This window comes from Streptomyces sp. CNZ287 (genome assembly GCF_007827615.1).
Window position 1 is genome coordinate 603001 of sequence record NZ_VISV01000001.1, and the last position, 12572, is coordinate 615572.

11 protein-coding genes are annotated in these 12572 nt (G+C 74.1%); 3 read left to right on the plus strand and 8 right to left on the minus strand.

Annotated elements, in window-relative coordinates:
• Nucleotides 1-60: 60 nt before the first annotated feature.
• Nucleotides 61-510 carry an ATP-binding protein gene (locus FB457_RS02700; protein ID WP_145780666.1) on the minus strand — a complete coding sequence of 150 codons (450 nt, stop codon included), beginning with the start codon at nt 508-510 and terminating at the stop codon, nt 61-63.
• 152 nt (nt 511-662) lie between these two features.
• On the opposite strand from FB457_RS02700, the gene FB457_RS02705 reads away from it, so the two are divergent.
• Nucleotides 663-1883: a helix-turn-helix domain-containing protein gene (locus FB457_RS02705; RefSeq protein ID WP_145780668.1), complete on the plus strand. Its 1221-nt coding sequence runs from the start codon at nt 663-665 to the stop codon at nt 1881-1883.
• A gap of 16 nt (nt 1884-1899) precedes the next feature.
• Nucleotides 1900-2259 carry a hypothetical protein gene (locus FB457_RS02710; RefSeq protein WP_047020298.1) on the plus strand — a complete coding sequence of 120 codons (360 nt, stop codon included), beginning with the start codon at nt 1900-1902 and terminating at the stop codon, nt 2257-2259.
• Nucleotides 2260-2335: 76 nt separating this feature from the next.
• On the opposite strand, the gene FB457_RS02715 is transcribed toward FB457_RS02710, so the two are convergent.
• Nucleotides 2336-3124, minus strand: coding sequence for an SDR family NAD(P)-dependent oxidoreductase (locus FB457_RS02715; RefSeq protein WP_047017623.1), 789 nt, complete (start codon nt 3122-3124; stop codon nt 2336-2338).
• A gap of 121 nt (nt 3125-3245) precedes the next feature.
• On the opposite strand from FB457_RS02715, the gene FB457_RS02720 reads away from it, so the two are divergent.
• Nucleotides 3246-3884: a TetR/AcrR family transcriptional regulator gene (locus FB457_RS02720; protein WP_047017622.1), complete on the plus strand. Its 639-nt coding sequence runs from the start codon at nt 3246-3248 to the stop codon at nt 3882-3884.
• Between the two features lie 70 nt (nt 3885-3954).
• Here the strand turns inward: FB457_RS02720 and FB457_RS02725 are convergent, their stop codons facing one another.
• The 6 genes from FB457_RS02725 to FB457_RS02750 all read right to left on the minus strand — a co-directional run bounded on the left by FB457_RS02725 (nt 3955) and on the right by FB457_RS02750 (nt 12471).
• Nucleotides 3955-4122 carry a VOC family protein gene (locus FB457_RS02725; protein ID WP_253911390.1) on the minus strand — a complete coding sequence of 56 codons (168 nt, stop codon included), beginning with the start codon at nt 4120-4122 and terminating at the stop codon, nt 3955-3957.
• 18 nt (nt 4123-4140) lie between these two features.
• Entirely contained in the window at nt 4141-6372 is a 2232-nt protein-coding gene (locus tag FB457_RS02730) for a hypothetical protein (RefSeq protein WP_145780670.1), read from the minus strand.
• Between the two features lie 361 nt (nt 6373-6733).
• A complete protein-coding gene (locus FB457_RS02735) occupies nt 6734-8359 on the minus strand; it encodes a succinic semialdehyde dehydrogenase (protein WP_047017620.1) in 1626 nt (541 codons plus the stop codon).
• A gap of 154 nt (nt 8360-8513) precedes the next feature.
• Nucleotides 8514-10109 carry a serine/threonine-protein kinase gene (locus FB457_RS02740; RefSeq protein WP_145780673.1) on the minus strand — a complete coding sequence of 532 codons (1596 nt, stop codon included), beginning with the start codon at nt 10107-10109 and terminating at the stop codon, nt 8514-8516.
• A 44-nt stretch (nt 10110-10153) separates the two neighbouring features.
• Nucleotides 10154-11224, minus strand: a complete 1071-nt coding sequence (locus FB457_RS02745; protein WP_047020296.1) for a winged helix DNA-binding domain-containing protein — start codon at nt 11222-11224, stop codon at nt 10154-10156.
• Nucleotides 11221-12471 carry an APC family permease gene (locus FB457_RS02750; protein WP_047017618.1) on the minus strand — a complete coding sequence of 417 codons (1251 nt, stop codon included), beginning with the start codon at nt 12469-12471 and terminating at the stop codon, nt 11221-11223. Before FB457_RS02750 ends, FB457_RS02745 begins: the two co-directional genes overlap by 4 nt.
• Between the last annotated feature and the right edge of the window lie 101 nt (nt 12472-12572).

Sequence of the window (12572 nt, forward strand, 5' to 3'; positions counted from 1 at the left end):
CCCGCCGGGGCACCGGGTGCCCCGGCGCGAGGGCCGGTGCACCGGGCCGGGGGGCTCACGTCACGTTGCCGCCCGCCCGGCCCGGCCCCCGCCCACAGGCGCGAGAACGACAGCCCAGACCACCTTGCCGACCCCGCGCCGCTCGGCGACACCCCACCGGGAGGAGAGGGTCTCGACCAGGAGCAGCCCGTAGCCCCCGTCCTCGTCCGGCACGCGAGGCACGGGCCATACGCTCGACGCGTCGTGCACCTCGATCCGCACGCCGCGGTCCTGCCGGACGAACCGCGTCTGGATCTCCCGCCCCGGCGGCACACGGGCATGCACGACGGCGTTCGTCACCAGCTCCGACACCACCAGCACAGCCGACTCCTCCAGCTCGCCCATCCCCCACCCGGCCAACGCCTTGCGCAACTGAGCCCGCGCCAGCCCGACACACCCGCGATGCCTGCGCCACTGCCACTTCACAGTGTGCGCGCTCCATGCCTGCGGCTCTTCTGCATGTGTGGCCATCTCACGGCCTCTCGTGGAAAGTTGAAGCGGACCGCTACCAGTCAACGGTCGCGGTACGGCCGTAACCACGTCACTTGCGCGGCAGTTGTGCCGCACGTCTGCTGCCTCCACTACCGTGACCAGGGAAGACGGCATGCCCGGGAGGACGAGGTATGGCGGACAGGCGTGATCGCTTAGCGCGGCGCATGAAGGCGTGCGGCTACAGTCAGGAACGGTTGGCGCATGCCCTGTCCGTCGACCGCACCACGGTGGGCCGCTGGGTGCGCGGCGAAGCGGCCCCGCAGGGATTTCTATGGCCGAGGCTCGCGCGGCTCCTCAAGGTGACCCCGGCGGAGCTGGAGGGCCTGTTGGCACCGGGCGAGACTCCGACAGCGGCCACGAGGTCGCAGGGGGGCGGCTCTGACGACGTGATCCGACGTGACTTCTTGCAGCTCATGACCATGGCAGGCGCGATGGCCTCCATGCCCACGCCGGCCGCGGCGGCGGAATCGACGGGCTACACGAGCATGGGCCCGCACCTGTGGCAGGTATACGGTCTGGCGTCGTCCAAGCAGTCTGTGTACCCCTTTGTCCGGGATCAGGCGGTCGAGCTGTCCAGGGCGCTTCGGGCAAGTCACGGAGCGGAACACAAGCGTCTCTGCGCGGACGCGGGGGATCTCTTCCAACTAGCGGGCGAGATCATGTTCGACGGCAACCGCTCCATGGACGCAGCTCACTGCTACACCCTCGCGGCCGGCGCGGCGCGGGAGGCCGAGGATCCGGACCTGTGGGCCTGTGCGCTGACGCGGCACGCCTTCATCGGTCTGTACGGAGACCAGAGGTACGAGGAAACCGCTCCGTTGGTGGGGCTGGCGCGTCACGTGGCCCGGCGCGGAGATGCGCAGCTTTCCACTCGGCACTGGGTTGCCGCGGTGCAGGCCGAAATCTTCGCGGCCATAGGTGATCTCGACGCATGCAAGCGGTCCCTGGATGAAGCCGAGGAAGTCCATGCGCTCTCCGACCCCGTGCATAACGGTGGGTGGTTGAGGTTCGACGGCTCACGCCTCGCTGAGGAACGTGGCACGTGCTTCACAAGACTCCAGCGACCCGATCTGGCCGAGGACGCACTCAACGCGGCATTGAGGCAGTTGCCTCCCTCGTCCCGCCGGCGGGGTGGAATTCTGGCGGATCTGGCCCTGATCGGCGTGCAGCGGCGGGACATCGACCAGGTCGTGTCGTACGCGAACGAGGCCCTGCGGATCGCGCGCCAACGCGGATCCGGCTGGATCGGCCGCAAGCTCCTCGGGCTCAGGACGGAACTCGAACCGCTGAAGTCCGACCACCGAGTGAGAGACCTGACCGAGCAGATTTCTGCGCTGAACTTCTCAGCATGAAGGGATATCCGTGGACATCGAGGAAGGCCGTATCTTTCGCGAGGCGTGGATTGCGGGGGTGAAGAAGCACTTTCCCGGAGAGCCGAAACCCGGGTACGTCACACCGTGGGAGGAGACCCCGGACTGGGAGCGGGAGGCCGCGGCGGCCGTGTGCCGTCAGGTGCGGGAGTTCATCGAGGTGTCCGGCGGCAGCACGGGGCGGCTGAGCAGGGAACAGCGCGGGCGCTTCGTCGCCATCTGCTGGATTGCGCAGATCCATCACCGCATCGAGGACCCGAAGCCGGGCTATGTCGCGGACTGGTCCGAGCTCCCCGGGTGGCAGCAGGAAACAGACGCGGACATCTTCGACGCCATCGAGCACGCAAGCAGCCGCTAGTGCCGCATCGGCCTGTGCCGGTGAAGCAGCTGTGCAGGACGTCCCGCGACTCCATGCCCTGCACTGCAATGCCGGCTCAAGCTGCGATGTCGGCTTCGGGTTGGAGTGCAGGGCCGAGCAGCAGGCCCCCGTCCAGGACGAATTCCGAGCCCGTAGCGAAAGATGCGTCCTGGGAGGTGATGAAGAGCAACAGGCGGGTGATCTCGGAGGGTTCGGCGAGGCGGGGGATGGCGAACGGGTCGGGCGAGTAGAAGTCGGCGATGGCCGGCTGGCCCGCGACGGTGGGTTCGTTGATCAGCGGTGTGGAGACGACGCCGGGGTGGATGGAGTTGACCCGGATGTTGTCCCGTCCCAGCTCCAGCGCGGCCGTCTTGGTCAGTCCGCGCACGGCCCACTTGCTGGCGGTGTAAGGGGCGTAGAAGGCCGTGCCGGCGTGGGCCATGGTCGAGGCGATGTTGACGATGGTTCCGCCGCCTCCCCTGCGCATCGACGGAGCCACGGCCCTGATGCCGAGGAACTGGCCGGTGACGTTGACGCTGAAGGAGTGCTCCCAGGTGTGGAGTTCGGTGTGCTCGATAGGGGCCGCCGGGTTCTGGACGCCCGCGTTGTTCACCAGGATGGTGATCGGCCCGAAGTGGCCTTCGACGTCTCGCACCACCGCCGCCCAGTCGTCCTCACTGGCGACATCCAGGTGGACGGAGAGAGCCCGATGACCGAGCTGAGCAGCGAGATCACGGCCGGCGTCGTCGTCGCGGCCGGCGATGACGACGTTCGCCCCCTCGGCGTGGTAGCCGTGCACATGACTGCTGCCCATGCCCCCGGTGCCACCGGTGACGATGACGGTGTGCCCCTCAAAGCGTCCCATGATGCTTCCTTCCAGGCTTTCACAGGGGTGAGCCGAGTGACTCACCTCTTCTCTCAAGGTAGGAGCAGGGTTAGAGGTGAGTCAAGTGACTCACCTCGTAGTGAGAGGCATACTGGAGGTCATGACGGCACAGCCTTCGGAGTACCACCGGCGCGTCGCGGCCCAGAAGCGGACGTCCATCATCGAGGCGGCGACGAAGCTGTTCCTCGACTCCGGCTACGACGGCACCTCGCTGGCCCGCATCGCGGAGGCGGCCGGAGTGTCGAGGGCGACCCTGTTCAAGCAGTTCACCACCAAGGCGGCCCTGTTCGAGGCGATCGTCACCGAATACTGGAAGGTCGACGACGGGGAGGCGCCCCTCCCCGAGCCGGGAAACCTCCGCGCAGGGCTTGAGACCATCGGACGCCGATACGTGGCGCTGCTCACCCAGCCCGGCATGGCCGCCCTCTTCCGCATCGTCATCGCCGAGGTACCGCGCTTCCCCGAGCTCGGCGAAACCCAGTTCAAGCTCGGCAAGATGCCCTACTTCGAATCGGTCCGCCGCTACCTGGCAGCGGAGAACGCCGCCGGTACGGCCCGGCTTGACGATGCGGAGATGGCGGCGACCCAATTCCTCGGGATGATCTCCAACTACGTGTTCTGGCCGCGGATGCTGCTCGCACGCTGGGAACCTGACGACTCCGCCCTCTCCAACGCGGTCGACCAAGCGGTGCTGACCATGCTCGCCCGATACGGCGCGCCGGGGGCCGGCGGCACCTGAGACCCCAGGTGCCCCCACCGCTCTGCGTCACCACCCGGTATCCCGGGGGCGACGGGGCCGGCCTTTCCGGTTACCTCGTGCCCGCTACGCCGATCAGATGGCCCTCCGGGTCGGTGAAGTGGCCGACCACCAGGGTTCCGGGGGTGCCTTCCGGGCCCATGCGGCGGGTGCCGCCCAGGGTCTCGGCCTTCCGGAGTGCGGCCTCTACGGCGCCGGCCGCCGCGCCGCCGTGCAGCACGCGGCGGCGCGCGGCGCCTCAGGAGATCGGGTCCGGACCCGCCTGGGGCGTGGTCGGGCGGGAGGGCGGGTCGGCGGGCGTGGGGGCGAAGAGAGGGGCCAGCGCCGCCAGATCCAGGGCCTGGAGCGCCTCCGCCAGCGTGCTGCGGGGGCGGCGCGTGCCCGCCGTGCGCAGCACGCCCGTGAGCGGTCTGGCGTCCGCGACCGCCAGTGCCGCGGCGATCGCCTCCGCCGTGTCCCGTACCTCCGCGAACTGCGCCACCCGCCCCGTGCCGCCCCGCGGCGCCCGCTCAGGACTGCCGGGCGCCGCGCCGCCGCCGCCCGGCGACGCGCTCTGCGCCACGTCCCGTACGGTCGCCGCCACCGCCGTGCCCGACGCGCGCCACGTGAACTCCGCCGTCCGCTCCCCGCCCCGGTACACCGCGATCCCCGCCGCGCCGTCGACCGCGTACAGCGCCACCGCGGGCCAGCCCTCGCCCCGCGTCATCGCCGCCGCGGCGGCGAGCAGCGCGTCCGGCGACGGCGCTTCCCCCGCCGCCGTACGGCCCCGCGGCCACCGGCCCGGCGCCCGTCCCGGCACGCGCACCGGCGGCCTGCCCGGCGCCGGGCGCTGCCGGGTGCGCAGTTGGGCGCAGGTGCGGGCGCCGCCGGTGGGGGTGAGGCGCAGCCGCAGGTCCGCCGCGTGGGCCGCCTTGGCGACCGCGGCCGGGGGCGCGGTGCAGACGACGATCCCGGCGTACGGGGCCGGCTCGGGCCGGGTGCCGGGGCCTGCCGGCCCGAAGGCGGCGCCGGGGCCGGGGGCGTTGTCCGGGCGGGGGCCGAAGAGCGGGACGCGCCGGGCGAGTTGGGCCCGTACCTCCTGGCGGGCGAGGAGGAAGCGGCGCCTGATGGCCTCGGTGTCGTCGCCGGGCCGTGCCCAGGGCACGCCGCGGGCGTCCGAGCCGACGGCGCGGAAGACCTCCAGCGCCTCGTCCCAGCGCCGGGCGCGGACGAGCGCGGCGGCGAGGCAGTTGCGGAAACCGGCGGCCTCGGCGTCGCCGGGCTCGTAGTGCGCGGACAGCTCCAGCGCGCGTTCGACGGCCCAGGTGGTGGACGAGCCGGGCGCGTCGGCGGGGTCGGGGCCGCCGGACGGTGTGCTACGGGTCCGGCACACGCCCAGCGACGCGGCCTCCAGCGGCAGCGCGTGCAGCAGAGACCCCGGCAGCGCCTCCTCCGCCGACTCCTCCGCGAAGACCATCAACTCCTCGACGTCCGCGTCTCCGACGATGGCGAGGTAGCGCAACGCCGCGACGTGCGCCCCGTGGTGTCCCGGCGCGCGGACGACCGCCTCGGCGAACCGGGAGACGAACGCCTCCCGCGGCGCGCGTACGGCGGTGGCGTGGTCGAGGGCGATGCGCCACGGCACGGGGTCGCCGGGCGCCTGGGCCGCGGCCAGCCGGACGAGGGGCAGGACGTCGCGCAGCACGGCCCGGGGGTCGGTGGCGGGAAGGCCGCCGGCGCCGTACGGGCCCCGGGAGCGCCGCCCGCCGCCGGGGCCGGCCGCACCGGCGGCTCCGGCGGTCCCGGCGGTTCCTCCCGCGCCGGTACGGGGATCCCCGCCCCCCGGCGCCGGTCCCCCCGGTCCGGCGCCGGAGTCGGCCCCCGCGCCCGCCCCCGTACCCGGCCGGTCGTGCTCCGTTCCCGAACCCGGCCGTCCGTACCCGGGCCCCGCGCCCGGCACCCCGTACCACGGCCACGACTCCGCGTCGGCCATCCCGGCCCACGCGCCACCCGCCCCGTCACCGTCACCGCCCCCGGCACCGGCCCCCTCGGCGGGCCCCGCGCCCGCCCACGGCCCCGGCGCCGCCCCGCCCCGCCGGCGTACGCCCCAGCCCTCGAACCTCCGTCTGCGCGGCCCGTACCGCTCCGCCCGCCACGCCCGCAGCAGCCGCTCCGCCTCGACCACCGCCGCGTCCCCGCACTCCGGGTCCCACTCCCGCCACCGCCGCAGCCACCCGTCGTCGTCGAGGGCCGCGGTCGCCAACTCCGCGACGTAGGTGTCCCGGCGCTCCCACTCCGCCGCCCGCCCGGCACCGGCGAGGAGTTCGCGGGCCGGGCGGAAGTCGCCCGCCTCGGCGGCCGGGAGCACCGCCCGGACGCGCTGTCCCGGAGCGTCCAGCAGGACGTCTTCGTCGAGGGGCAAGTCGGCGCCGACCCAGGAGTAGTGGCGCACCACGCGCGGGAACGTCACAAGGGGCCGGAGGAAGTGCATGGCACTGCATTCAAGGCCATACGAACCCCCGCGTTCCAGACTCCTACGGTGACGATCCGATATCCGAAGGGGAGTCCGGTCCCTCCAGTCACAGAATGGTTTCAGCAAGGGGGACGGGCGGGGGCAAATCCGTTCTCGCGGGTCACCCGGTCGGCGTCCGGGTGGCGTGACCGCCGCCACACCCGGTTCGTTGGACCGGACGCGGTGACCGGATGCAGGGGACAGCTTCCCGGTCCCGGCAGGATGCGGTCGGCTCCGGGGACGCCCGGACCGGCCGCCCCGCGCCCGCCCCGGCGCCACCGCCCGGGTGCGCGCCGCCCGCGGACGCGCGGCGCGCAACGGCTCCGTACACACACCCGCCTCAGCGGAACCGCAGCGCCTTCAGCGCGCGCAGTCCGCGGCTCATGAAGGCCGCGTAACTCTTGTCGTCGTCGTACCGCAGCGGCCCGAGCGCGAACGGCGCCAGCGGTACCACCCGCTGTTCCGCCACCGTCTGCGACTCCGTGTACTTCAGGATCCCCTCCGAGCCGTGCCGGCGGCCGATCCCGGAGTCCTTCATTCCGCCCATGGGCGCCTGCACGCTGCCATACGCGGCCCCGTACGCCTCGTTGACGTTCACCGTGCCCGACCGGATCCTGGCCGCGATCCGGCGGCCCCGGCGGCCGTCCTTCGTCCACACGCTCGCGTTCAGCCCGTACGGCGTCGCGTTGGCGCGCGCGACGGCGTCGTCCTCGTCGCGGAAGCGGTAGACCGAGACGACCGGCCCGAAGGTCTCCTCGTCGCAGACGGTCATGCCGGGCTCGACGCCGTCGAGGATCGTCGGCTCGTAGAAGTACGGGCCCACGTCGGGCCGCGCCCGCCCGCCGGCCAGCACCTCGGCGCCCTTGCCGACCGCCTCGTCCACGTGCCGGGTGACGGTCTCCAACTGCTGGGCGCTGACCAGCGAGCCCATGTCGGCGCCGTAGCCGAGGGTGTTGCCCAGCCGCAGGGCCCTGGTCCTGGCGACGAAGCGGGCGAGGAAGGCGTCGGCGACCGACTCGTGCACGTACAGCCGCTCGACGGAGATGCACAACTGCCCCGCCGACGCGAACGCCGCGCGCACCGCGCCCTCCGCCGCCTTCTCCACGTCGGCGTCGGCGAGCACCAGCATGGGGTTCTTGCCGCCCAGTTCCAGCGAGGCGCCGACGAGCCGGGCCGCGGCGCCCTGGGCGACCTCGCGTCCGGTGCGGGTGGAGCCGGTGAAGGAGACGTAGTCGGCGTGCCGGACGATCTCGGGGCCGACGACGGGCCCCGGGCCGATCACGACCTGCCACACCTCCTCCGGCAGCCCGGCCCCGACCAGCTTCCGGCGCGCCCAGAGGGCGGTCAGCGGGGTCTTGGAGTCGGGCTTCATGACGAGGGCGTTGCCCGCGGCGAGGGCGGGCAGGGCGTCGCCGACGGAGAGTTCGAGCGGGTAGTTCCAGGGCGCGATCTGGCCGACGACGCCGCGCGGGTGGCGCAGTTCCGTGACCTTGGTCAGCGTCGGCAGCGCGCCGGTGTGGCGCTTGGGGCCGAGGTAGGCGGGGGCCCTGCGGCCGTAGTGGCGGGCAGCCAGGGTGACGGACTGCACCTCCTCGTGCGCGTGCAGCCGCGCCTTGCCGGTCTCCAACTGCACGAGGTCCAGCACCTCGTCCTGGTCGCGCAGGAGCAGGTCGTGGAAGCGCAGCAGCACGGCGGCCCGCTCGCGTACGGGCCTGGCCGCCCAGGCGCGCTGTGCGGCGCGGGCCCGCTCGAACGCGGCCTCCACGTCCGCGGGCCCGGCCTCCGGCACGTCGGCCAGCACGTCGCCGGTGAGAGGGGACCGGACGGCGACGGTGCCGGTGCCGGCGACGCCGCGGGTGAGGCGCTCGACGAGCGCGGGGGTGACGAACTCGGCGGCGACGGCGCCGGCGGTGCGGGCGCCGTCGGAAGCGGAAGCGGTGGGGTTGCCTACGGCGGTCTCCGTCATAAGGCCGAGGGTAGGACTCCGGCAGCGCCTTTGGATACCTGCCGGTAACCGAATTCCGCCAGCGATTGCTGGCTCATACGTGCGGGGCGGTACCGGCGCCGGTCACGGCCGGCAGCCCGTACCACCGGGGCGCACCAACGGCCGCCCCGCCCCGTCACAGATCCTGGATGTCGAGCGAGTCGACGACCTCCTCGAAGACCCGATCGCCGTCCCGCTTGCCCTCGCCCGCGGCCGGCATCTCCACGGTCAGGTGCCAGCCGATGTTGTCGTCGTTGACGTAGAAGAACTCCCGGCTGCGCATCTCGGTCTCGGTCTCGTACCCCTCGTCGCGGGTCCACGTCGTGACCATCACGGCGGCGTCCTTGCCCCGGTACTCGAACTCCTTGACCGACCCGTCGACGTCGGAACTCAGCTCGGTGCACTCCAGGTTCTCGCCCTTGTCGCAGTCCAGCGTCTGGTTGGCCTCGGCCAGCGCGCTGTCCTCGTTGCCGGAGGAGCGGGTGAGCCACAGGCTGGGCGTGCCGCCCGGGTCCGTGTACGTGACCGTGCCCTCGTCGACGCTGCGCTTGTAGTCCTCCGGCACCGCCAGCGACGCCTTGAGCTGTTCCGTCTCGTCGTACGTCTTCCAGCCCTCCGGCGCGCCGTCGCCACCGCCGAACGGGTTCGCCAGCGTCAACACCAGCGCCGCCACCACGGCTATCGCCCCGCCCAGCACGGCCAGCCTCCCGCCGCGCCCCTTCGGCAGCGCCGCAGCGAGCTTCCCGCCGAGCCCGCCGCCCGCGCCGCCGCCCACCGGGGCGATCATCGTCGGCGCCGGCGCCGGCCTGGCCACCGCCTCCAGCTGCCGGCGCACCTCGTCCGGCGCCGGCCGCGCCGCCGGGTCCTTGCGCAGCAACTGCATCACGACCGTGCCCAGCGCCCCGGACCCGCGCGCGAGCGCCGCCGGTTCGGCGGAGAGCACGGCCTGCAGCGTCGCCGGCGCGGTCTGCCGGCGGTACGGGGACATGCCCTCCACGGCCGCGTACATCACGACGCCCAGCGACCACAGGTCGGACTCGGGGCCCGGCCGCTGGCCGAGCACCCGCTCCGGCGCGATGTACTCCGGCGACCCGACGAAAGCGCCGGTCTCCGTCAGCCCCTGCTCCCCCTCGATCTGGGCGATGCCGAAGTCGGTGAGCACGACGCGGTCGTGCCGGCCGAGCAGCACGTTGTCGGGCTTGACGTCGCGGTGGAGGATCCCCGCCTCGTGCGCGGCGGTCAGCGCGCCGAGCACGGCGACGCCGATGCGCGCCACCTCGCGCGGGTCGAGGGTGCCCTCGGTGAGCTGGTCGCCGAGGGAGCGGCCGCGGACCAGCTCCATCACGATCCAGGGCCTGCCGTCCTCCATCACCACGTCGTGCACGGTGACGACGGAGGGGTGGTCGATCCGGGCGGCGGCGCGGGCCTCGCGCTGCATCCGCTCGTACGCCGTCTGCCGCGTCCGCTCGTCGAGGTCGGCGGGCAGCCGGGGCTCCTTCACGGCGACGTCGCGGTCGACGACCTCGTCGTGGGCCCGCCAGACGGTGCCCATGCCGCCGACGCCGAGGCGGGCGGCGAGGCGGTAGCGCCCGCCGATCAGCCGGCCCACCGAAGGATCGCCGACGAACTGGGTGGCCGCGGGCCCCTGCGCGATTCCGCCGGCGTTCTGCTGCGGTGGCCGCAGGCCGTAGCTCGTGGGCTCGTCCCCCACCTTGTCCCCCTCGTCCGTCATGGCACCATCAATAGCGCACTACCGCGCGGTCGTTCCCCGGGATATCAGCTCTGTAGAAAACGTGCGACATCCGCGGCCTCCGCCGTGACATCCGCCGCAACCGGGTCGGGGCCTTCGGCGAAGATGCTGACCTGCACGTTTCCCGGCCGCGGGCGGGTCCATGTGCCGGCCGCGCGGCCATTTACGGTAACAGCGGCGCGAATCTGCCCGCCGCCGGGGCGGACGGAGCGGATGAAGTCCCGGGGGATGGCGGCGTCGCGGTCGCGCCAGCCGAGCCAGTAGTCGTCGTAGGCGGGGAGGAGACGCACGTCGGGAGGCGGTCCCGGCTCGTCCGGGCGCTGGTCGCCCGTTCCGGGTGGTTCTTCCGCACCCTGCCCGTACGGCGCCGGCTCCGGCCATACGCGGCGGGCCGTGCCCGGTGGCAGGCCGGACCAGGCGGCGAAGTCGCCCGGGGCGGCGGGTCCGTGGCCGCGGAGGTAGCGCCGGACCAGCTCGCGCACCGCGGCGTCGCCGGCCGGCTGCGGTCCTGCCGGGGGCGGCAGCCAGTCGCGCAGCGCGACGTACGTGGGCTCCCCCGCCCGCAGCGGCCCGTGGCAGACCAGCCCCGCGAGCGCCGCCCTGCGGATGACGTGGAACGGCGCCTGCCCGCCGGGCTCGACGCCGACGCGCGCCAGCCGCTCGGCCAACTCGGCGCGGGTCAGCGGCCCGTGCGCCGCGACGGCGTCCACGACGACGCGCTCCGCGCGCGCGTACACGTCCTCGTCCAGACCGAGGTCGCGGTAGCGCCGGGCGGCGCGGGAGACGAGGCGGGGGCCGTAGAGGGCGAGCAGCCAGTGCACGTCGGCCGCGGGTACGAGGTGCAGCGTGCCGCGCATGAACCAGCCGCGGACCAGGGTCCGCCGCTCCTCCAGCGCCTCGCGCACGGCAGTGCGCGTGAGCCCGTACGCGCGCGCCCGCAGCCCGAGCGCCGCGGCCTCCAGGTCCTGCGCCTGCACGGCGAAGACGCGCGCCACGACCTCCTCCGCGCCGGCGCACCGCACGCCTCCCGCGAGGCACTGCGCCCGCGCCCGCGCGAGGAGCACCGCGGAGCCGGTCACCGCGCCGCCTTCCGTCACCGCTCCGCCCACCGTCCCCGTACCGCATACGCCACCGCGCCCGCCGCCAGCACCCCCGCGCCCGCCGCCACCGACGCCGGCGGCAGCGAGAACGCCAGCACCACGCACCCCGCAAGACCCACCGCCGGCACCACGCGCGGCGGGCGGCCCTCCTCCGGGTGGAGCGTCCACGCCGAGGCGTTGGCCACGGCGTAGTACAGCAGCACCCCGAACGACGAGAACCCGATCGCCCCGCGCACGTCCACTGTCGCAGCCGCCACCGACACCGCCGCGCCGACCGCCAGCTCCGCCCGGTGCGGCACCCGGAACCGCTCGTGCACCGCGGCGAGACCGTGCGGCAGATGGCGGTCCCTGGCCATCGCGAGCGTCGTACGGGAGATCCCGAGGATCAGCGCCAGCAGCGAGCCCAGCGCCGCCACCGCCGCCCCGACCCGCACCGCCGGCTCCAGCCACCCCGCGCCCGCCGCCGACGCCGCGTCCGACAGCGGCGCCGTCGCGTGCGCGAGACCGCCGGCGCCGAGGACGGCGAGGACGGCCACCGCCACCGCCGCGTACGCGACGAGCGTGATGCCCAGCGCCACCGGCACCGCGCGCGGGATGGTGCGCTCCGGATCGCGCACCTCCTCGCCGAGCGTGGCGATGCGCGCATACCCGGCGAAGGCGAAGAACAGCAGCCCGGCCGCCTCCAGCACCCCCCACAGCGAGGTGTCGCCGCCCGGCCGCAGCCGGTCCGCCTCGGCGGCGCCGCTGGTGAACGCCGCCACGACGACGGCGGCCAGCACCGCGAGCACGGCCGCGACGATCGCCCGGGTGAGGAGCGCGGACTTCTGTACCCCGCGGTAGTTGACGGCCGTCAGCGCCACGACGGCGGCCACCGCGACGGCGTGCTTCTGCTCCGGCCAGGCGTACGCGCCGACCGTCAGCGCCATCGCCGCGCACGACGCGGTCTTGCCGACCACGAACGCCCACCCGGCGAGGTAGCCCCAGAAGGGGCCGAGGCGCTCGCGGCCGTAGACGTAGGTGCCGCCGGAGGCGGGGTAGCGGGCGGCGAGACGGGCGGAGGAGGTGGCGTTGCAGTACGCGACGACGGCGGCGGCGCCGAGCCCGATGAGCAGCCCGGAGCCGGCGGCGCGGGCGGCGGGCGCGAGGGCGGCGAAGATCCCGGCGCCGAGCATGGCGCCGAGGCCGACGAGCACGGCGTCGCCGACGCCGAGGCGGCGGGCGAGAGGGGTGGCCTGGTCGGACATGGGCGGGAGGGTAGCGGAGCGAAGTGACGGGAAGGGGGCGCGCGGGGTCACGCGGGGGGCGTGTGGCGCGTACGGGACGGAAGGGGCGGGCCCGGCCGGGG